18 protein-coding genes are annotated in these 20,111 nt (G+C 71.3%); 11 read left to right on the forward strand and 7 right to left on the reverse strand.

Annotated elements, in window-relative coordinates:
- The first annotated feature begins 134 nt into the window (after positions 1–134).
- The 9 genes from AC3EO4_RS44790 (at position 135) to mtnB (ending at position 9,677) form a co-directional block, all read left to right on the forward strand.
- Positions 135–1,172 (forward strand): WXG100 family type VII secretion target, encoded by a 1,038-nt coding sequence (locus AC3EO4_RS44790; protein ID WP_431901889.1) that lies wholly within the window; start codon positions 135–137, stop codon positions 1,170–1,172.
- A gap of 614 nt (positions 1,173–1,786) precedes the next feature.
- On the forward strand, positions 1,787–2,809 hold the full coding sequence (locus tag AC3EO4_RS44795) for a BMP family ABC transporter substrate-binding protein (protein ID WP_379578482.1): 1,023 nt from the start codon (positions 1,787–1,789) through the stop codon (positions 2,807–2,809).
- Complete coding sequence (locus AC3EO4_RS44800) at positions 2,806–4,455, forward strand: ABC transporter ATP-binding protein (protein WP_431901892.1); 1,650 nt, start codon at positions 2,806–2,808, stop codon at positions 4,453–4,455. Before AC3EO4_RS44795 ends, AC3EO4_RS44800 begins: the two co-directional genes overlap by 4 nt.
- Complete coding sequence (locus tag AC3EO4_RS44805) at positions 4,452–5,540, forward strand: ABC transporter permease (RefSeq protein WP_431901894.1); 1,089 nt, start codon at positions 4,452–4,454, stop codon at positions 5,538–5,540. The genes AC3EO4_RS44800 and AC3EO4_RS44805 overlap by 4 nt, the downstream gene beginning before the upstream one ends.
- Before the next feature lie 25 nt (positions 5,541–5,565).
- Positions 5,566–6,441 carry an ABC transporter permease gene (locus tag AC3EO4_RS44810; RefSeq protein ID WP_379578476.1) on the forward strand — a complete coding sequence of 292 codons (876 nt, stop codon included), beginning with the start codon at positions 5,566–5,568 and terminating at the stop codon, positions 6,439–6,441.
- Positions 6,438–7,445 (forward strand): s-methyl-5-thioribose-1-phosphate isomerase, encoded by a 1,008-nt coding sequence (locus AC3EO4_RS44815; protein WP_379578474.1) that lies wholly within the window; start codon positions 6,438–6,440, stop codon positions 7,443–7,445. The genes AC3EO4_RS44810 and AC3EO4_RS44815 overlap by 4 nt, the downstream gene beginning before the upstream one ends.
- Positions 7,442–8,389, forward strand: coding sequence for a nucleoside hydrolase (locus AC3EO4_RS44820; RefSeq protein WP_379578472.1), 948 nt, complete (start codon positions 7,442–7,444; stop codon positions 8,387–8,389). Before AC3EO4_RS44815 ends, AC3EO4_RS44820 begins: the two co-directional genes overlap by 4 nt.
- Positions 8,386–9,051 (forward strand): acireductone synthase, encoded by a 666-nt coding sequence (gene mtnC / locus AC3EO4_RS44825; RefSeq protein ID WP_379578470.1) that lies wholly within the window; start codon positions 8,386–8,388, stop codon positions 9,049–9,051. Before AC3EO4_RS44820 ends, mtnC begins: the two co-directional genes overlap by 4 nt.
- Positions 9,048–9,677, forward strand: coding sequence for a methylthioribulose 1-phosphate dehydratase (gene mtnB / locus AC3EO4_RS44830; protein ID WP_379578468.1), 630 nt, complete (start codon positions 9,048–9,050; stop codon positions 9,675–9,677). Before mtnC ends, mtnB begins: the two co-directional genes overlap by 4 nt.
- A 325-nt stretch (positions 9,678–10,002) precedes the next feature.
- Here mtnB and mtnK read toward each other — a convergent pair whose 3' ends face one another.
- From mtnK to AC3EO4_RS44850, 4 genes are read right to left on the reverse strand one after another with little or no spacing between them, the layout of a single operon-like run.
- Positions 10,003–11,184 carry an S-methyl-5-thioribose kinase gene (gene mtnK / locus AC3EO4_RS44835; RefSeq protein WP_431901900.1) on the reverse strand — a complete coding sequence of 394 codons (1,182 nt, stop codon included), beginning with the start codon at positions 11,182–11,184 and terminating at the stop codon, positions 10,003–10,005.
- The gene (locus AC3EO4_RS44840) at positions 11,181–12,206 is read right to left on the reverse strand and encodes an ABC transporter permease (protein WP_431901903.1); all 1,026 of its coding nucleotides are present in this window, start codon (positions 12,204–12,206) and stop codon (positions 11,181–11,183) included. The genes mtnK and AC3EO4_RS44840 overlap by 4 nt, the downstream gene beginning before the upstream one ends.
- On the reverse strand, positions 12,203–13,708 hold the full coding sequence (locus tag AC3EO4_RS44845; RefSeq protein WP_431901905.1) for a sugar ABC transporter ATP-binding protein: 1,506 nt from the start codon (positions 13,706–13,708) through the stop codon (positions 12,203–12,205). The genes AC3EO4_RS44840 and AC3EO4_RS44845 overlap by 4 nt, the downstream gene beginning before the upstream one ends.
- Complete coding sequence (locus AC3EO4_RS44850) at positions 13,705–14,787, reverse strand: substrate-binding domain-containing protein (protein WP_431901907.1); 1,083 nt, start codon at positions 14,785–14,787, stop codon at positions 13,705–13,707. Before AC3EO4_RS44850 ends, AC3EO4_RS44845 begins: the two co-directional genes overlap by 4 nt.
- A gap of 49 nt (positions 14,788–14,836) precedes the next feature.
- On the opposite strand from AC3EO4_RS44850, the gene AC3EO4_RS44855 reads away from it, so the two are divergent.
- Complete coding sequence (locus AC3EO4_RS44855; RefSeq protein WP_431901909.1) at positions 14,837–15,424, forward strand: 1,2-dihydroxy-3-keto-5-methylthiopentene dioxygenase; 588 nt, start codon at positions 14,837–14,839, stop codon at positions 15,422–15,424.
- Between the two features lie 191 nt (positions 15,425–15,615).
- The gene (locus AC3EO4_RS44860) at positions 15,616–15,783 is read left to right on the forward strand and encodes a hypothetical protein (RefSeq protein WP_431901912.1); all 168 of its coding nucleotides are present in this window, start codon (positions 15,616–15,618) and stop codon (positions 15,781–15,783) included.
- A 188-nt stretch (positions 15,784–15,971) separates the two neighbouring features.
- Here the strand turns inward: AC3EO4_RS44860 and AC3EO4_RS44865 are convergent, their stop codons facing one another.
- From AC3EO4_RS44865 to AC3EO4_RS44875, 3 genes are all read right to left on the reverse strand, one after another.
- Entirely contained in the window at positions 15,972–16,307 is a 336-nt protein-coding gene (locus tag AC3EO4_RS44865; RefSeq protein WP_431901915.1) for a hypothetical protein, read from the reverse strand.
- Between the two features lie 261 nt (positions 16,308–16,568).
- Complete coding sequence (locus tag AC3EO4_RS44870) at positions 16,569–19,154, reverse strand: ABC transporter permease (RefSeq protein WP_431901916.1); 2,586 nt, start codon at positions 19,152–19,154, stop codon at positions 16,569–16,571.
- A complete protein-coding gene (locus AC3EO4_RS44875; RefSeq protein ID WP_431901919.1) occupies positions 19,148–19,807 on the reverse strand; it encodes an ABC transporter ATP-binding protein in 660 nt (219 codons plus the stop codon). Before AC3EO4_RS44875 ends, AC3EO4_RS44870 begins: the two co-directional genes overlap by 7 nt.
- Positions 19,808–20,111: the final 304 nt, after the last annotated feature.

The raw sequence follows: 20,111 nt of genomic DNA on the forward strand, positions 1-20,111 counted from the left end.
AAACTGATCGCGGCCGTGCCTGGACTGGGTGAGGAGATCGCGCGAAACGTCCTGTACGAAGGGGAACCTGCCCTTGGGGTTACGTCCATCTGATCTTCATCTGCCCGTCAACGTGGGCTCATAGCGTAACGATCATGCCCCGTGAGCCCCTACCCACCCTCCAGGACGAATGGTCGGCGTGGGAGCCCTATCCGCAGCGGCAGCCCTACTGGCCGGGGCTTGGCGTCGAGCGCGTCGACGGGTACGAGGTCGATCACGCCCGGCTGCAGGCCATCGGCACGCACTTCATGACCGAGTTCGAGGGGGTCTACCAGCGCCTGCCCAAGCCGCATTACAGCGACTTCGCTGACCGCATGGGTTACCACCCGACGGGGTGGCTGGCCGCGCAGACCTGGACGACCTTGGTCGGCAGCTTCGAGGATGCGTTGTGCTTCCTGACCAAGGACGCGATGATGGAGACGGCGGTGGCGGCCAGGGGCGTCGCGACGAGCGGGCGCACTTACGAACTGGCCGACAAGGACCCCTGGCTGTCCAAGCACGGGGGTGGGGGCATCTCGGATCGAGCCGACCGCTACCCGGTGACCAACGCCTACCCGTCGGGATCGATCGGGCTGATCACACCGTATGAGAACGTCGACGACGTGATCGGGAACTGGGTGGCGAACGAGCCCTGGATGGACGACGACAGCCGTGCCTACATCAGGTCCAAGCTCATGAGCTGGAAGCCGGAGAGACTGACCTCCTACGCGAGCACGGTCACCGGCATCGCCAACGGGCTGGTCGAGGTCGCGCACGGGCTGATGTCGCGCGCGCAGGAGATGAGGGACGCGCCCTGGCGGGGAGCCGCGGCGGACCACGCCCAGCAGTCGCTCCGGCGGATCTACGAGAACGTCCGCGGACTGGCCGCCACCCACGGCCAGGTCGCGCAGGGCCTCACCGCCGCCGCCGAGATCATCACGACCGCGCAGAGCCGCTTCGACGCGGTGGTCAACAAGGGCGGCTGGGAGTTCTCCGACCTGTGGAACGGCGACGACGAGGACGCCAGGCACTTCCTCAAGGGGGTCGGCCAGCAGCTCGCGGACGTGCTGCGGCAGATGCCGCAGACCGCGCGGATCGACCTGCCAGGCCTGATCCCCGAGGCCGCGCGGGCGACCTACTCCCTGGCCGGGTGACTGCGCTGGAAGCATTCCAGCAGGCCGCCGCAGTCAGCACCTGACCGACCAGCGGACCCTGGTCGGTCAGGTGGCCCAGGGCACCGCTGATGCGATGATGACAAGACAGGCATGGCCTTCTCAGGTGATCATGTGGCGGCGAGAACCTCATGATCTCGAAGGTCGCGCCCGTTCGTTGCTCAGACGACGACCCATCGACGCGCCTACGTGCACACCGTGCCACTCACCTCCGGAAAACGGACACTCGGGTCGTCAGTGACACCTTGCCGGAGCCCGGGTCAGGCGCCCCAGCCGTCGGACGCGGCCGCGGGCTGCCAATTGGTGCGGCGCAGCCAGTCCTCGAACAGAGGGCCAGGAGGCGGCCTCGAAGGCCTGCCCCGGCGCCGTGAGAACGAGCCGCTTGGCCCTTCGGGCCTCCGGGTCTGGTTCCCGACGCAGGAAACCTGTACCGCGTCAAATCGCAGGCGCGACAGCTCTGAGCTGTGGTTTGCCTGGGGCGGCGTCCGCAAACAAGATCACGGGCTCGTCGCGGCGGTGCCGCCGCTACGGCGGATGCGACTCCCCACCGAATAAGTCAACATTTCCTACTGGATATACATGTTATGCTCCCAGGCATGCGCATCATCCCCTTTTGGGTCGTTCTGTCCGCCGCCGCACTCATGCTGACCGCGTGCGGCGGATCCGAGCGGCCGGCCGCCTCAACCCCCGGAAAGTCCGTCATCCTCATCACGCCCAACCCGGTGGGGGCCAACAGCTTCCTGCAGCTCAGCGTCAAGGGCGCGGAGGCGGCGGCCAAGGAGATCGGCGCCTCGTTCAAGCTCTACGAGAGCAAGGACCCCACGAGCATCGCGCAGAACCTCGACGCCGCCGTCAGGGCGAAGCCGACCGTGATCGTCGGCGTCAGCTTCTCCTTCGACGACCTGTTCGCCACCGTGCCGAAGCAGCATTCCGGACAGCAGTTCCTCCAGGTGGACTCATGCGCCAAGGACCAGCCGGCCAACCTGACCTGCGTGTCGTTCAAAGAGCACGAGGCCGCGTACCTGGCCGGGGTTGAGGCGGGCCTGCTGACCAAGAGCGGCAAGCTCGGCGTGGTGGCGGCGCTCGACTCGCCGTTCGTGCACCGCTGGATCGCCCCGTTCTTCGCCGGCGCCAAGTCCGTCAAAGCCTCCGCCACCGGCACGCCGCTGTACGTCGGCGGCAACAACCCCTTCAGCGATCCTGCCAGGGCCAAGTCGCAGGCCCAGACGCTCACCGGCCAGGGGGCCGACATCGTGGCCGCCGCCGCGTCGGGCGGCAACCAGGGCGTCTTCGAGGCCGCGGCCGCCGCCGGGGCCAAGTCGTTCGGCGTGGACGTCAACCAGTGCAAGCAGAGCCCGGGCACCGTCATCGACAACGTGCTCAAGCACGTGGACGTGGCGGAGAGCGCCGCCATCAAGGACATCGCGGCGGGCAAGGCGGGTGGCGTCAAGGTGTACGGCTTGAAGGAGGGTGGCGTCGGCGTGAACGCGCTCGGCGACGATCTGGCCTCCTCCGGCTGCGCGGTCGCCTCCAACCCTGACGTGGTCGCGAAGGTGAAGCAGGTCCGGGACGACATCGTGGCGGGCCAGATCGTGGTCGCCGACCCGCTGGCCGGATGAGCGCGGCGGTCGAACTGGTGGGCATCACCAAGCGTTTCGGCGCCGTGCGGGCCAACGACGGTATCGACCTGGCAGTGCAGCCGGGTGAGGTGCACGCCGTCGTCGGCGAGAACGGCGCGGGCAAATCCACGCTGATGTCCATCCTGTACGGGCTGCACCAGCCGGACGCCGGCCAGGTGCTCCGCGCGGGCGTTCCGGTGCGGCTGCGCTCCCCCGCCGACGCCATCGCGCACGGCCTCGGCATGGTCCACCAGCGGCTGCGGCTCTTCCCCGGCCTCAGCGTGGCGGAGAACGTCGTGATTGGCGCGGAGCCGGTGCGGCGCGGCGTACTTGATCGCGCGGCCGCGCACCGGGCGGTGGCGGAGCTGGCCGGACGGCACGGGCTGGGCGTGGACCCGGCGGCGCGGATGGTCGGCGATCTCCCGGTGGGAGTGCGGCAGCGGGTGGAGATCCTGAAGGCGCTCTACCGGCGGGCCGAGGTGCTCATCCTCGATGAGCCCACCGCTGTGCTCACCCCCGGCGAGGCCGCGGGCCTGTTCCGCATGGTGCGGGAACTCGCGGGTGGGGGCGTGTCGGTCCTGCTGGTGACGCACAAGCTGGAGGAGGTGCTGGCGGCGAGCGACCGGGTCACGGTGCTGCGCGGAGGGCGGGTGACCGGCCGGTTCGACACGGCGGCCACGTCGGTGGACGAGCTGGTCGGCGCCATGATCGGCCGCTCGCTGGGGGGTGTGCGGCAGGCGCGTCCGCAGCCGGCGGAGGCGAGCCTGGCATCGGTCGAGGGCGGCGTACGGCGTCCGTACCTGTTGGAGGTACGCGACCTGCACGTTCGGGACCGGGACGGTGTGGCGGCGGTGGCCGGGGTGTCGTTCGGGGTGCGGGCCGGTGAGATCGTCGGGCTCGCGGGCGTGACGGGAAGCGGGCAGCGCGAGCTCGTGGAAGCCCTGACCGGACTGCGGCGGACCGACTCGGGTGCGGTACTCCTGGATGGAAGCCCCATAGGGGGCGGCAGGGAAAGGCACGTGGCCTACGTTCCCGGGGATCGCACGGGGCGGGCGACCGCCCCCGGCATGTCGCTGGCCGACAACCTGCTGATGGGCGAGCAGCGTGGGCTCCGCCTGCGTCCGGGCCGGGTGCGGCGGCGGGCCGCAACCCTGGTGGAGCGGTTCTCCATTCGCGCCTCCTCGGTGCGGGCGCCGATCGCCCAGTTGTCCGGCGGTAACGCGCAGAAGGCTGTGCTGGCCAGGGAACTGTCCAGGGACACGCCGGTGCTGGTGGCCGAGGAGCCGACGCAAGGGGTGGACGTGGGCGCCCAGGAGCAGATCCACGCACTGCTGGCCGAGGCACGCGACGCCGGGCGGGCGGTGCTGCTGCAGTCGAGCGAGTTGTCCGAGCTGCGTGCCCTGGCCGATCGGGTGCTGGTGATGTTCGAGGGCCGCCTGGTCGCCGAGCTGCCCGTGGCGGAGGCCACAGACGAACGCCTCGGCACCGCCATGACCGGCGCCGCACAGCTCGACGAGGCCTCGGGCGGCGCGGCCCGAGGCCTCGTCGGGCCCGGCGGCGCGGCATCGGATTCCGTCGGGCCCGGCGGCGCGGCCGGAAGCTCCGTCGTCCCCCATGGCGCGGCACGTCGGGAGGCGAGCGGATGACACGTGTCAAGAAGCCGCTGAGAACGCCTGCACCCGGCCTGAGAAGGGAGGCGGATCGGCGGGCGTGGGTGGTCGTGCGGCGGCTGGTGCAGTCACCCGCCGTGCTGTCGGTGGCGGGCGCGCTGGTGCTCGCCACGCTCGTCATGATCGCCGTCGGTGTCGACCCGTCGGTCGCCTACCCGGCGTTGGTGCGGGGCGCGCTCATGGACGGCAATCTCGAGTACACCCTTGCGACGTACGTCCCCACGCTCGGCATGGCGCTGGCGTTCGCGATCCCGTTGCGGGCGGGCGAGTTCAATCTGGGCGGCGACGGCCAACTGTCGCTCGGCGGCGTCGTGGCGGCGGCGCTGGCCCTGCATGCCGGCGGCTCGTACGTGGTGCCGCTGCTGGGCGCGACGCTGGCGGGGGCGCTGCTGGCGGGCCTGTCCGCGCCGCTGCGCACCCGGCTCGGCATCCCTGCGATCGTCAGCACGCTGCTGCTCAGCGCGCCGGCGGTCTCACTGGCCTCCTACCTGGCCAGATTTCCTCTGGCAGAGCTGGGCACGGGCCTTGCGCAGACGCCGCTCCTACCGGAGGCAGCCCGGCTGCCTGCGCTCGGCTCCAGCGCGTACGTCACGATCGCGCTCCCCATGGTCGCCGTGCTGACCGCGCTCTGGCTGTACGCCGACGCGCGCACGGTCCCCGGCTACGAGATCCGGGCGCTCGGCGCGAACCGCGAGTTCGCCCGGTACGGCGGCGTCCAGGTGGACCGGCTGGCCGCCGTGACGCTGGCCGCGGGCGGGGCGTTCGCAGGGCTGGTCGGCGGTCTGATCGTGCTCGGCCCGCCGTACCGGTTCGTGGACGGTGCCCTGACCGCGCCTGGCTACACCTTCACCGCGATCGCGGCCGTGCTGCTGGCCGCGGGCTCTCCGCCGGCGATCCCGTGGGCGGTGGCGCTGCTGACGATCCTGCAGGCCGGCGGGCAGGGCATGGAGCGGGAGGCGGGCGTGCCCAGCCAGCTCACCCAGGTCGTGCAGGGCCTGATCATTGTGATCGTCGCCGCGGCCGCGGTCATGCGCGACCGGCTGGTGGTGAGGCGCGCATGAGCACCGTGCCGGAGGCGAGGCGCCGGTGAGCGTGTTTCTCGCGGCGGTGCTCACCGCCACCGCTCCCGTCGTGCTGGCCGCACTAGGTGGACTGCTGTGCTCGGTGTCCGGCGTCTTCAACATGGCCCTGGAAGGACAACTGCTGTGGGGCGCATTCACGGCGGTGCTGTTCAGCCACGTGACGGGCAGCGCCTGGCTCGGCGTGGCCGGCGCGGTGCTCGCCACCGCCCTGTACGCCCTGCTGCTGTCGGTGCCCGCGGTGACGTTCCGCGCGGACCCGGTCGTGGTGGCGGTCGGGACGAACCTGCTCGCGCTCGGGCTGACGGCGTTCCTCATGCGGCAGGTGTTCGGCAGCGGCGGCACCTTCAGCTCGCCCGAGCTGGCCGGGCTGCCCACGCTCGCCGTACTGGGGCTGGACCTGCCGGCGCTGGGGCCGCAGTCGCCGCTGGTGCCGGTCGCGTTCCTGCTGGTGGCGTGGGCGGGGTGGTGGCTCGGGCGCACCAGGTCGGGGCTGCGGCTGCGCGGTATCGGGCAGCACGTGGAGGCGGCCGAGTCCATCGGGCTGCGCGTGCCGCTCTACCGGCACGCCGCGGTGCTGGGGACGGGGGCGCTGTGCGGGCTCGGTGGGGCACAGCTGGCGCTGGGCAACGTGACGATGTTCAGCGAAGGGATGAGCGCGGGGCGTGGGTGGGTGGCCGTGGTGGCGGTCATGCTCGCCGGCTCGCGGCCGTGGCTCGGGCTGGGGGCGTGCCTGTTGTTCGGGGCGGCCGAGGCACTGGGGTTCCGGCTTCAGGGACTCGGGCTGCCGCAGCAGGCCGCCGACGCGGCCCCCTACCTGATCACGCTGCTGGCCCTGGTCGTGGTGGCGGCGGCGCGGCGGCGGAAGGAGATGACGGTATGAACGAGCCGGTGCTGGCGGACTCGGTGAGGTTCGCGGGGGATGCGGTGGAGGTTCTGGATCGCCGCGTCTATCCGTTCGAGCTGCGCTGGGTGCGGTGTGTCACCAGCGAAGCGGTGGCGGTGGCCATCGAGCAGATGGTGACGCAGAGCTCGGGCCCGTTGTTCGCGGCCACGGCGGGGATGGTGCTGGGGGCTCGTGAAGCCCGGCATGATCCGCCGGAGGAGGCGGCGGCGCGGTTGCGAGCCGTGGGGGCTCGGCTGGTGGCTACTCGGCCTACCAACAACCACATCAGGGACGCGGTCCACGCCGTGCTGTCGGCGACCGTGGGCGTGGGCGGGCGGGCGGAGCTCGCCGGGGATGCGCTGGTGGCGGCCGTTGAGGGGGCGGCGCGAGCGCATGAGGACGGCTATCGGGCTCGTAGCGCCACGCTCGGGGAGCATGCCGCCTCGCTCCTCAAGGATGGCACGCGGGTGCTCACTCACTGCTGGGCCGACGCGTTCCTGATCGCGACCGTGCGGGCGGCGCAGGCGGCGGGCAAGCGGCTGGAGTTCGTCTGCACCGAGACCCGCCCCTACCTGCAGGGCGCCAGGCTGACCGCGGCGACGCTGGTCGAGATGGGCTACCGGCCGACGCTCATCACCGACGGCATGGTCGCCGCCGCCCTGTCCGACGGGCTGGCCGACGTGGCGCTGACCGCCGCCGACCGGGTGACGCTGGACGGCCATGTGATCAACAAGGTCGGCACGCTGGGCGTCGCGCTGGCGGCCAAGGCGTTCGGCGTCCCGTTTTACGCGCTGATCGACGCCCCGGACCCGCAGGCGCCGACCGCCGCGGACGTGGTGATCGAGCGGCGCGACGGCGACGAGGTGCTGCACACGCTCGGCCGCCGCACCGCCGCCGACGGCGTGGCCGGCTACTACCCGGCTTTCGACGTGACCCCACCCCATCTCGTGACCCGCATCGTGACCGAGCGCGGCGTCCATCGTCCCCAGGAGCTTTCATGAGACGAATCGTGGTCGACACCGACACCGGCATCGACGACGCCCACACCCTGCTGTATCTGGCAGGCCGCCCCGACGCTGAGATCGTGACGGTCACCTCCGTTTACGGTAATTGCACGGAGGAGGACGCCATCCGCAACATCGGGCACGTCACCCGCCTGCTCGGCCTGGAGGTCCCCATCGCCAGGGGGGCCGCCGAGCCGCTGCGCGGCCCAGCCCACATCGCCGGGTACGTGCACGGCAAGGACGGCCTGGGCGACCTCGGCCACGACCGCTCCCTCCCGCGGGTGGCCGACGAACCCGCCCCCGAACTGCTGGTGCGGCTGGCGAACGAGCACCCCGGCGAGCTGGACCTGCTCGCTCTGGGCCCACTGACCAACCTGGCGCTGGCCCTGCGCCAGGACCCCGAGCTGTTCACCAAATACCGCTCGGTGGTGCTCATGGGCGGCTCTGGCCCCTACGCCCCGCCCGGCACCCTGCTGATGATCGACGCCAACATCAACAACGACCCCGAGGCGGCGCGGGCAGTCTTCGCCGCGCCGCGCCGCGAGCTGGTCATGGTGGGAGTGAACGTCACGGCGCGCACGATCCTGGACGAGCACGCCATCGCGGCGCTGAAAGCGTCCGGCACCCCCGTGGCCCGCTTCGCGACCGAGATCCTGGACGCGTACCTGGACTTCTACCAGAACGAGTGGGGCCGCAGGATCATCCCCCTGCACGACCCGCTGGCCGCGGGCGTCCTGCTGGACCCTTCCTTCGCCACCGCCTGGACGGACGGCCCGGTGAACGTGCGCGGCGACGGCTTCCTGTACCGCGCCAGGCTGATGCGCACGCACGACGGGCTGCCCCCGGCCTTCCCGTACGAGCCCGCGCCGCCTACGCGGGTGATCACCGCCGTGGACGCGCTTAGGTTCGTGGCCGACTTCGTGGAGGTGCTGGCCCGGTGACCGCGATCGTGCTCGACATCGAGGGAACGACCAGCTCGACGGAGTCCGTGCACGTCGGCTTGTACGCCTACGCGCGACCACGGCTCGGCCCGTACCTCGACGCCCACCGGGACGACCCTGACGTGCGCGCGGCCCTGGCGGAGATCGGCGCCGCCACCACCGCCGAAACCGTGAAGGTGCTGCACGGCTGGATGGACGGCGACGTCAAGGCCACCCCGCTCAAGACGCTGCAAGGGCGGATCTGGGCCGAGGGCTTCGCGGCGGGCGAGCTGACCGCCCACTTCTTCCCCGACGTGCCGCCGGCGCTGCGTGCCTGGCACGCGGCCGGGCACGGGCTGGCGGTGTTCTCCTCGGGATCGGTGGCCAGTCAGCGGCCCTGGTTCGCGAACACCGCTTACGGCGACCTGTCCGTACTGATCGACCACTGGTTCGACACCGTCAGCGCCGGTCCCAAGCGGGAGCCCACCTCATACGCCCGGATCGCGGACACGCTCGGCGACCCCGCGGGGCCGCTGTTCGTGTCCGACGTCCCGGCCGAGCTGGACGCCGCGGCGGCGGCCGGCTGGCGCACCGCCGGCGTGCGCAGGCCGGGCGAGCCGAACGCGGCCACCTCGTTCGGCCCCCACTCCGTCATCACGACTTTCGAGGAGCTTGAAGTATGAGCGTCGACACCACTGTCGCCTCCGACCAGGTGCACGCGGCAGGAGCAAGGCTGGCGGTTGAGGCGGCCAGATTCGCCGGATACGGGTGGATGCGCGGCACCTCCGGCAACATCTCCGAGGTGGTCTCCCGCGAACCGCTGCGGCTGGCGGTCACCGCCAGCGGGCTGGACAAGGGCGAGCTGCTGGCTACCGATGTGGCCGTGGTCGGCCCGCGTGGTGAGGCCGTGCCGGTGGAGGGGGTCGCGCCGCTCAAGCCGTCCGCCGAGGCCGGGCTGCACGCCCGGGTCGCGGCGCTGACCGACGCCGACGCGGTCGTACACGTGCATGCGATCAACGCGGTCGTGGCCGCGCGCCGCTGGCCAGGCGGGGTGCTGTTGCGGGACGTGGAGACCCTCAAAGGCATCGGCCGCCTGGCCCACGACGATGAGGTGACGATCCCCGTGATCCGCAACAGCCAGGACATGCGTGAACTGGGCGACCGGTTCGAGGCCGCCTACGACCCGCGCACGCCGGCCGTCATCGTGGCCGATCATGGTCTGTACGCGTGGGGCACGGACCTGAAGCACGCCAGGCACGTCACCGAGTGCGTGGAATGGCTACTCGCCTACGCGCTGGCCGTTGCCTGACGGGTCGTCGTCCTGCCGTGGGGCGTCGCGTTCCTTCTTGAGCTCCTCGGCCGGCCTCCTGACCCAGGCCAGGCGCTCCTCCTCAGGTAGATCGTGATATTTCTCCGGCAGCGCGGCGTAGGCTTACGCCTCGTCCAGAAGACCACCGGCCACTCCCGTGTTGACGTAGCCGACGTCAGCACGGCGATCGCGCGAGCCGGCCCATCGCGGTCCACCGCCTCATGCCACACCTCGGGCACGTCGGGCGGCTCCTCGGCGGTCGACTCGACAGCCCGCCTGGCCGCGTTGATGAACCGGTCGAAGTCCTCGGCGCTGAGGTCGCCGATCACCTGCCTGCCTCCGCCAGGACCTGTCCCACCCGGTCGAACAGCGGTTTCGGCTCGCCCTGGGGAGGGTCGCCGGTGAGCAGCAGCCTGGCCGCGGCCAGCACGGCGCGGATGGCGCGTACGCGCAGTTCCTCCGGCAGGGTCTCGATGTCGCTGACCGAGGAGAAGCCGATCACCCGCCGGGCCGCCTTGGCCGCGGCGAACGGCACCGCGTCCGCGTACACCTTGGCGATGTAGCGGTCGAGGTCGATGATCCGCGGGTCGGCCCGCCCGCGCCACAGCGCGGCGAACTCCTCGGCGAACCCCTGCCAGGTCTCGGCCGCCTGCGCCAGCACCCAAGCCGCGTACGCGTCCTCACCCAAGACGAGAGCGCGGGCGGCGGCCAGCACGTAGTTGCCCCACAGCGCGCCTACATCGAACCCGACCGGGCCGTAGAAGGCGAACTCCACGTCGAACGCCTTGGCCGAGTGCGGCTCGTCGCGGACCAGGACGGAGCCGGTATGCAGGTCGCCGTGGATCAGGGCCTCGGTGTGCGTCATGAACGCGAGCTTGGCCGCCCCGACGACCGCCCGCACGTCTGGATCGCCCGCGTAGGCGGCCACGTCCGCCTCGTTAGCGGGCAGGATCCGGTTGTGCTCGTGCGAGATGTACGGCTCGGTGAAGACGAGATCCTCCGTGATCTCGCACAACTCCGGGTTGGCAGCGGCGGCCAGCGCCGCCTTGTGCCCCTTGGCGCCGAGCCCGAACACCGAGGTGCCGAAGGCGACTTTCGCGACGTACCGCCCGAGGTCCTCGGCGACACCATCGTGCCGTAGCCCCTCGTTGAGCGCCCCCCGCCACACCCGGTGGTCCGACAGGTCCTCGATGACGATGACGTGCCGCTCGGCATCGGCGTCGTACAGCTCCGGCACGAGGCCGGGCGCGACCACGTTGTGCAAGCGCAGCGCGCGCCCCTCGATGCCGTTCCGCTCCGGGGTGATGGGCCAGGTGGGGTCCACCCGCACGTACGGCAGCGCCTGCTTGAGCACCAACCCGCCACCCTCGGCCTCGGCCACGAACACCAGGTTGAGATTGCCGTCGCCCACCTCGCGCACCCGCGTGACCGCGCCGAAAGGGGCGAGCGCGGGGCGCGCGGCAACGTAGCCGGGTACCGTCTCCACAGTGAGGAGCTCGTAGCTCACCGGATCCTCCTGAGCGTGTAACTGGCCACCAGCGCGCCGACGAGCAGCGCGCCCTGGACGAAGGTCTGCGCGTAGTAGGGAGCGTTCAGCATGGTCAGGCCGTTGATCATGACACCGATGAACAACGCGCCCACCACGGTGCCCAGCGCGTTGGGCCGGTTGGCGCCCAGCACCGCGAAACCGATCAGCGCCGCCGCGACCGACTGCAGCAGGTACGGGTCCCCGGCGCCCACGTCGCCCCTGCCGAGCCTGGCCGACAGGAGGATGCCGGCGATCGCCGCGCACACCCCCGACACGGCGTACCCCAGAGCGCGGTAGCGGGCCACCCGAATGCCCGCCAACCGAGCCGCCTCGGCGTTGCCGCCGATCGCGTACAGCGCACGACCCCAGCGGGTGTGGTTGAGCAGCACGTACACAGCGGCGGCGAGCAGGGCGAACGCCACCACCGGGACCGGCACGGAGACGATCGTGCCGCCGCCCAGCCAGGCGAACCCCTCGGTGTAGCGGCCGGGGGCGGGCGCGCCGTCCACCGTCATGCCCGGCGCGACCGACTGCCCGCCCGTGACGATCAGCGCCAGCCCCTGGAACAGGAACAGCGTGCCCAGCGTCGCGACAAGGTCGGGTACCTTGGCGACGACGGTCAGCAACACGTTGACGCCGGCCACGAGCAGGCCGGTGAGCAGGCCGGCCACGATCGCGGTGCCGCCGGTCAGGTTGAACCTGACCATCGTCAGCGCGGTCACCATGACCACCGCACCAACGCAGGCGCCTGCCGACAGGTCGAACCCGCCGGTCGTCATGGAGACGGTGACGCCGAGCGCGACGATCCCGACCACGGCAACGGACTGCAGGACGACCAGGGCGTTCGGGTAGGTGGCAAACGCGGGCCGCAGCAGGGAGAACAGGACGATCATGGCGGCCATCACACCCAGCAGCCCGTATCGGTAGGCGACGGCCGCGGCCCGCGAGGCGACCCGGCGGGATGGCGCGGCACGGCTCCCGCCCTGCACGGTGGCGCTCATTCCCGGCCTCCCGATCTCGTCGCGGCGCCCGACATGAGAACGGCCAGGCGGTCCGGGGTGGCGTCGGCGATCGGCAGTTCGCCCGCCGGACTGCCCTCGTGCAGCACGAGCACCCGGTCGGCCAGGTCGTGCAACTCCTGAGGGTCGGAAGAGGCCACGATGACGGCCGTCTCCCGCGCGCGTTCCCTGACCACCCGGCCGATGTCCGCCCGCGCGGCCACGTCCACCCCGCGGAACGGCTCGTCGAGCACCAGCAGCCGCGGACTCCCCGCCAGCCAGCGGCCGACCACGACCTTCTGCTGGTTGCCGCCGGACAACGCCTCGATCGGCGCATCAGGTCCGGGGCCGCGCACGCCGAACAGGTCGATGACGTGCCGTGCAGCCGCCGACTCCGAGTGGCGCGCCAGCAGCCCCGAGCGGATGTGCCGCCGCAGCCACGGCAGCGTGACGTGTGCGCGCACCGACCAGCCCGGCACGATCGCCTGCGCCGCCCGCTCCTCCGGCGCGAACGCCACTCCCGCCGCGATCGCGTCGCGGGGGTCCTTCGGCTCGTACGGCGCGCCGCCGAGCGACAGCTTTCCCGACACCAGCGGCCGGGCTCCGCCGAGCTGTTCGAGCAGTTCGGTCTTCCCCGCCCCGACCAGCCCGGTCACCCCCAGCACCTCGCCGGCGCGCACCCTGAAGCCGAACGCGTCCCCGCCCGGCATGGCCCGCACCCCGTCGGCCATCAGCACTTCCCGACCCACATGGGCAACGGCCTCCCGGGGTGCGGGCACCGCGCCCGCCGGGCCGAGCATGGCGGCCACGATCGCCGTCCGGTCCAGCGGCGCGGCGAACATGGCGACCAGTTCACCGTCCCTGAGAACCACCACCCGATCGCACAGCGCCTCGATCTCCGACAGCCGGTGCGACACATAGAGCACCGACACGCCCGCGGCCGCCGACTCCCGCACCCGGAAGGCGAGCGCGCCCGCCTCGACCTCCGACAGCGTGGACGTGGGCTCGTCGAGGATCAGCAGCCGGGCGCGGCGGGCCAGCGCGCGCGCGATGACGATCTGCTGCCTGGCACTCGCCGGCAGGCTCTCCACCGGCGCGTCCAGAGGCAGTCCAAGCCCGGGCGCGACGGCGGACGCGGCGGCGCGGACCTGGGCACGGGTCAGGAACCACCCCCGCGGGCCGCCCGTCGCCAGCGCGTCGAGCATGAGGTTCTCCGCCACGCTGGCGCCGAACACCACGCCGTCGTCGATGTTCTGGTGCACGGTCTGCACCCCGGCCTCCTGCGCGTCCAGCGGGTCGCCGAACGCCAGTGGCCTGCCCTCGTACGACAGCGTCCCCGAGCTGGGCGCGGTCGCCCCGGAGAGGATCTTGATGAGCGTGGTCTTGCCGGCCCCGTTGGTGCCGATCAGCCCCACGATCTCGCCCGGCCGCAGGTCCAGCGTGACGGAGGACAGGGCCGTGGTGGCGCCGTACACCTTGGAGACCGACGTGACCGCGAAGGTCACGACGCCGCCCACGGTACGCGCGCCACGTCGGGCGTGGTGAGGCCGGGGAAGGCTGCGGTGAGCTGCTCGACGCTGGAGATGCCGGCATCCCGCAGCCCCTTCTGGTTGATCAGCGACGGCGGCACGGTGAGCGCCCGGTCCACCTGCTCGCCGGCGACCAGCAGGGCGGCCGCCCGTACCGCGACCCGGCCCACGTTGGCGGGGTCGGTGGCCGAGGTGGCCACCCACGGGCTGTTCGGCTCGGTCATGACGCCGATGTCGGCGGTGGACATGTCCGCCCCGTAGATCTTCACCTTGTCCGCCAGGCCGAGCTCTTTGACGGCCAGTGCTGCGCCCTTGGCGAACTCGTCGTACGGAGCCAAGATCGCCTTGACGCCCGGGTGGGCCTGGAGCGCCGCCTTGGCCTGGTCGGCCACTGCCGAGGCGGTCGAACCGTTGACCACGCCGATCTGCGCCACCTGCTTGATGCCCGGGTTGTCCTTCTTGAACTGCTCCCAGGTCTCATTGCGCCGGTCCAGGGGCGCGAAGCCGGCGACGTAGACGTAGACGACCTCGCCGGAGCCGCCCGTGTCCGCCTTCAGTGCGCCCAGCACCTGCTTGGCGATCTGGTGATCGTCCTGGGTAAGCGTCACGGCCTCGGCGGTGCCGGGATCGACGTCGAACGCGACGAGCGGGATCTTGGCGGCCACCGCCTTCTTGATGGCCGGCTGCACCGTCTGGGCGAACCCGTGGTCGACGATGATCGCGTCGGGCTTGGCGGTGACGGCCTGCTCCAGATTGAGCGCCTGCTTGTCATTGTTGCCGTCGCCGCTGGAGATCTCCAGCTTCACGTTGAGCGCCTTGGCCTCGGCCTGGGCGCCGGCGAGCCACTGCTCGAAGTAGTCGCCGGAGGACAGCTGGCGGACGAGTGAGATCCGGACGTCGCCCGAGGCGAACTTGGCGGGTACGGCGGCGGTCGGGGTAGCCGCAGCCGTGGACGGCGAGGGCGGTGGAGCGGATGGGGCTGCGGCGGGCACGCCCTGAGAGCAGCCGGCCAGGGCGAGGAGCGCCGCGACGCCCACAAGTCTTGCGAGGTTCACACAGCGGACTATATCCCACTATTCATGCATGTATTGTAGGCTTTAGCTCATGACGTACCTGACCGTTCACACCGACGGCGCGCAGCCGGAGACGCTGCTGGAGACAGAGGACGCCGCGGAGATCGCGGCGACGCTGAAGGAGATCGACGTCGTCCTGCGGCACTGGGAGGTCGTCGAGGACCTGCCGGAGGGCGCCGGCCAGGAGGAGATCCTCGCGGCCTACCGGGAGCAGGTGGACCGCGTCATCGCCGAGGAGGGCTACACGTTCGTCGACGTCGCCCGACTCCACCCCGACGACAGCGCCGACTGGCCGGAGCGGGCCGCGGTGGCCAGGCAAAAATTCCTGAACGAGCACACCCACGACGACGATGAGGTGCGTTACTTCGTGGCCGGCTCCGGAATCTTCTACCTGCACGCGAACGGCAAGGTGCACGCGGTGCTGTGCGAGGCCGGGGACCTGCTGAGCGTCCCGAAGAACACCACGCACTGGTTCGACATGGGCACGCGGCCGGACTTCACCGCGATCCGCTTCTTCCACGACGACGACGGCTGGATCGGTGACTTCACCGGCGACCCGATCGCCCAGCGCATCCCGGACTTCGACACGATCACGGCCGGCCGGGCGGCCAGAACCTGAGTTCAGGGCTTCGCGACAGGCTCGTGACCGGGCTGCCCCCTGCCCTGGGGCCAGCCCGGTCACGCGGTCTCGGGAGCCGGCAGCGCGGTCGAAGGGACGGAATCTACTGGCTCACCGGAACCGCAGGTTCCTCCGCACGCATCCACCGCGACAGTCCTGCCGGTCCGCTGCCCTGCCCGCCACCGATCGGGGTGGCGGTCTTCGCCCACGTCATCACCCTGCCCGTGCGCCCCATCGCCGAACGGACATCCACCATCACTCACTGGAGCGAGTCCGACCGCGGCGGTCACTTCTCCGCCCGGGAGATGCCCGATTCGTTCATTGACGACGTCCGGGTGTTCTTGCGTGACCTGCGCTGATTCAGGGGTGATGCATAGCACGGGTAGTCGTTGCCGCTGGCAATGCTCGTCCGGCATCTGGACGACCTCCTCACCCGGAAGAACGCGAACGCCTCCGCGCACACCGTGCGCGCCTACCTCCAGCTCACCGTTCACTGCGACGGCGAACTCGCCGACCTCACCGCTGACCCGATCCGCGCCTACCTCGCCTACCTCGCCGACATCAGCGAACTGTCGGCCGCGACCCGCAAGCGCAAACGCGCCGCGGTTTCCTCGAGGGCGAGCCCAATGGCGGTGGCGAAGACCTGGCCCAGCCCGAGGAAACCGGCACCGACAAGGCCCGGGGCCCAGGCTCGGGTGAGGTGTCCGGTGAGGGTGAGACCGAGGGCGGCGACGCTGGAGGCGAACATGAGGCCCGGCCCTGCCAGGAGCAGGAGCCGAGGGCTGTAGCGGCCGACGAGACGGCTGCCGGCCAGGGTGGACACAGGGGCGGTGAGGGCGCCGACGGAGAAGACGGTCGACGCCGCGCCGACGCTGAAGCCCAAGACGCTTCTGCAGGAGAAGGGTGGAGGCGGAGATGCAGCAGAAGAGCGCGGCGGTGGCGCGCCCCTCGGGGGACGACGCGCCCCCGCCCGCGACTGATCAGCCGGTATGTGTGGCCAGCAGTCCGCTGATGGTACGGGCGGCCGCCGCGGCGACTCCGGGCTTGAGCGGTGCGGAAACTGCCCGCTCAGCGTGGGTCCCGCGTGGGACGCGCAAAACAGGTGAGGCGTGGCCGAGCCACGCCTCACCTGCGATAGGTCGTGTCACTCGGGGCGCGCGATCGCCTCCACGGCCGGCGGTCGCAGCGCTAGCCGGGTCGGCAGCATCACGGCGGGCCAGGCGATCACCGCGGCCACGATCACGATGCCGATGTAGATCAGGGGTGGGACGGAGGGAAACACCGAGTGGCGTATCGCGTAGCTCATCCCAATCAGCGACGGCAGCGCGGCGATCGTACCCACGACGACCGCGCAGATCACGATGATGCCCGTCTCCTGGCGCATCATCGACTGGACCTGGCTGGTGCGGGTGCCGACGAGGCGCAGCAGGGCGAACTCGCGTACCCGTGAGATCGTCGCCATGACCAGCGTATTGACGACGGCGATCGCGAGATAGCCGAGCAGCACGGCGTTGAGCACGAGGCTGATCGCGCCGTCGCCGGTGTCATCGGTCGGTGCGGCGGTGACCGCCGCGGCGTCGCGCACCCTCACCGTCGGGTACGCCTTCAACGCCGCGCTCAGGTTCACGCCCCGGTCGGAGTGCACCAGCAGCCACTGGTCGAGATGGTCGGTGGTGTGCGCGACGACCACGTCGTGGGGCAGCGTGACGTCGCCGAAGCCGAGCCCGTTCTCGTAGACCGCGACCACCTTGGCCTTCTCGACGGTACCGTCCCCGAGGTGCACGTCGACGCTGCCGCCCACGTCGACGCCGACCGTGCCGGCGACGAGGCGGCTGAGCGCGACCGTGGACCCGGTGAGACCGCTCAGGTCGCCGCGCAGCACGTCCAGGTACATGGTGTCCGGCACGGCCGCGGGGTCGACGCCCTGCGCCGTGGAGACCCTGTACTGGATGCTGTCGCCGTCGGGCCAGGTGAGGATCACCGAGGTTCGGGCGACCGGGCCGACCGTGCGGACGCCCGGGACGCCGCGGAGCGCCCCTGCCAGGTCGGGTGAGATCCCCGCGCTGTCGGAGGTCACCACGTGGTCGGCGATCACGCCGTCGGCGGCCTGGTCGTGCGCGGTCGCGGCCAGCGTCGTGCCGCTGAAGAGCTGCGCGGACGCCATGGTCACGCCCATGATCAGCGGGGTCGTGGCGGCGCTGAGCCGACGGGCCCGGGCCCTGGAGTTGGCGATGGCGAGGAACCGGGTGACGCCGCCCGGGTGCCGGCCGAGCAGCGTCGCGACGCCGCCGAACAACCGCGGTCCGAGCAGGGCGACGGCGATCACCAGGATCAGGGCGGAGCCGGCGGCGCCGTCGATGGCCGATTCACCGGGCAGCACGATCGGCAGAACGATCGCGACGGCCAGGCCCGCGGGCACGAGCAGCAGGCCGAGCGAGAGCCGGAACCAGCCGAGCTTCTTCGGTTCCACGGCCACGTCGCCGAGCGCCTCGACGGCACTGACCTTTGCGGCGCGCCGGGCCGCGAGCCAACCGCCGAGCCGGGCCGCGAGGACGCAGGTCAGCAGGGCGAACAGCACGGGCAACGGCGTGATCACCAGCGAGAATCCGGACGGCAGCACGCCGGCCGCCGTGAACACGGCGTGCAGCAGTATGGCGAGCAGGACGCCGGGGATGGCGCCGAGCACGGCGCCGATCCCGCCGACCAGCACGGCCTCACCGCCGATCATGCGCAGCACCTGCCGGGGCGTGGCACCGACGGCCCGCAGCAGGGCCAGCTCGCGGCGGCGCTGCTGCACCGACAGCGCCAGCGTGCCGGCAACCACGATGATCACGAGAAGGATCATGGTAGCGCCGAACGCACTGGCCACCTCGATGACGAACGACCGCATCTGCCCGACGTCGAGCGTCTCGACGTCGCTTCGGTCGTCGCCGGTATAGGTGACCATGCCTGGCACAGCTTTCTTGATCCGGTTGGCGAGGTCGCCCGCGTCGGCCCCGTTTGCGGCCAGCACGCCGACCGCGTCGATCTTGCCGGGCTCGCCGTGGAGCCGCGCCGCCTGGTCGTCGGTGAAGAAGACCGCAGACTGCCGGTCGAGCGAGACGGCGGGCTCGGCGACGCCGCTGACCCGGTACGACGCCGGCGTCGACCCGATCACCAGCGTGACCGTGCCCCCTTCGGCGACCCCGGCACGCTTGGCGAGGTCGGTGTTGAGCACGACGTCGTTGGCCGATCGCGGCTGGGTGCCCGAGCGCAGCGTGAACGGCGCCAGCACCGAGGCGGACCAGCCATGCCCGTACACGGACGGGCCGTCGAGGACGAAGTTCCCCTTGAGGACGGTCGTGCGGACGCTGACGTCCCCGACCGCGGACTTGACGCCCTTGACCGCAGCGACCTTCGCGACCGTGTCGGCGGGCAACCGCACCCGCTCGGAAAGCCGCAGGTCCGTGTCGCCCTCGACGGGCATGGCCTGGTAGGCGCCGACGACCACGGCCGCGTCGTGGTACCGCTCGGCCGGGACTCCCGAGCCGGCGCCGGTCTCCAGCAACACGCCGCAGGCGGTGATCACGGCGGAGCCGACCGCGACGGCGATCAGCACCGCCGCGAAGCCGCCCTTGCGGCCGCGAATCGTGCTCCAGGCCAGCGAGAGGTTCTGGCGCGAGAGCGTGCGGACCTTCTTCTTGGCCTTCGGCAGGTTCACCGCCCTGGCGTTGCTCTTGCGGCTCACCACTCACCCAGCCTGGTCATCCGGTCGGCCACCTTCTCCGGCGTCGGCCCGGTGAGCTCGCCGGCCAGCCGCCCGTCGGCCAGGAACGTCACCGAGTCCGCATGCGACGCGGCGACCGGGTCGTGGGTCACCATCACCACGGTCTGGCCGGTCCGGTCGACGATCCCCCGCAGCAGCTGCAGGACCTGCTTGCCGGTACGCGTGTCGAGCGCGCCCGTCGGCTCGTCGGCGAAGATCACGTCGGGTCCGGTGATGAGGGCGCGGGCGATGGCCACGCGCTGCCGCTGACCACCGGAGAGCTGCGCTGGGTAACGTTCGCCCATGTCGGCGAGCCCGACGCCTACCAGCTCGGTGCGCACCCGGTCGGCGGGGACCGGGGCGCCGGCCAGCCGGAACGGCAGGCCCACGTTGTCGGCGACGGTGAGCGAGTCGAGCAGATTGTACGCCTGGAAGACGAACCCGACCCGTTCCCGGCGGATCTCGGTGAGCTGCTCCTCGTTGAGGCTGGCCAGGGGCATGTCGCCGAGGATCACGCGACCCATCGTGGGTTTGTCGAGGCCGGCCGCGCAGTGCAGGAACGTGCTCTTACCCGAGCCGGAGGGACCCATGATCGCGGTGAATGTCCCGCGCGGCACGCCCATCGACACATCGTTCAACGCAGTTACCGCATGACGACCGGAACCGTAGACCTTCGTCACGGATTCCAATGCGAGAGCGTATACCGTCACCTTTATATCCTTTTTCGATTGCCGGAACGGTACTGGCCGGCGCCCTCGTCCGTTCTCAGCCTTCGCCAGCCGTACGAGGCGCTAGGACTCCTCCAGCGTGTACGCGATCGTGACCCCAGCGCTGAGCAGTGACTCGACGATCTCCGGGTGCGCGTCGGTGGCAGCGCGCACGAACGCCGCGCCGACCCCACCTTGATCGCCTCGTCCACGCTCGTCGACCGGCCAGCGATAC

Source organism: Nonomuraea sp. bgisy101 (genome assembly GCF_057708945.1).

What these genes read in the sequence shown, in the direction of transcription:
- AC3EO4_RS44790 (WP_431901889.1), top strand. Translation starts at nt 135, where the DNA reads ATGCCCCGTGAGCCCCTACCCACCCTCCAGGACGAATGGTCGGCGTGG.
- AC3EO4_RS44795 (WP_379578482.1), top strand. Translation starts at nt 1,787, where the DNA reads ATGCGCATCATCCCCTTTTGGGTCGTTCTGTCCGCCGCCGCACTCATG.
- AC3EO4_RS44800 (WP_431901892.1), top strand. Translation starts at nt 2,806, where the DNA reads ATGAGCGCGGCGGTCGAACTGGTGGGCATCACCAAGCGTTTCGGCGCC.
- AC3EO4_RS44805 (WP_431901894.1), top strand. Translation starts at nt 4,452, where the DNA reads ATGACACGTGTCAAGAAGCCGCTGAGAACGCCTGCACCCGGCCTGAGA.
- AC3EO4_RS44815 (WP_379578474.1), top strand. Translation starts at nt 6,438, where the DNA reads ATGAACGAGCCGGTGCTGGCGGACTCGGTGAGGTTCGCGGGGGATGCG.
- AC3EO4_RS44820 (WP_379578472.1), top strand. Translation starts at nt 7,442, where the DNA reads ATGAGACGAATCGTGGTCGACACCGACACCGGCATCGACGACGCCCAC.
- mtnB (WP_379578468.1), top strand. Translation starts at nt 9,048, where the DNA reads ATGAGCGTCGACACCACTGTCGCCTCCGACCAGGTGCACGCGGCAGGA.
- AC3EO4_RS44840 (WP_431901903.1), bottom strand. Translation starts at nt 12,206, where the DNA reads ATGAGCGCCACCGTGCAGGGCGGGAGCCGTGCCGCGCCATCCCGCCGG.
- AC3EO4_RS44855 (WP_431901909.1), top strand. Translation starts at nt 14,837, where the DNA reads ATGACGTACCTGACCGTTCACACCGACGGCGCGCAGCCGGAGACGCTG.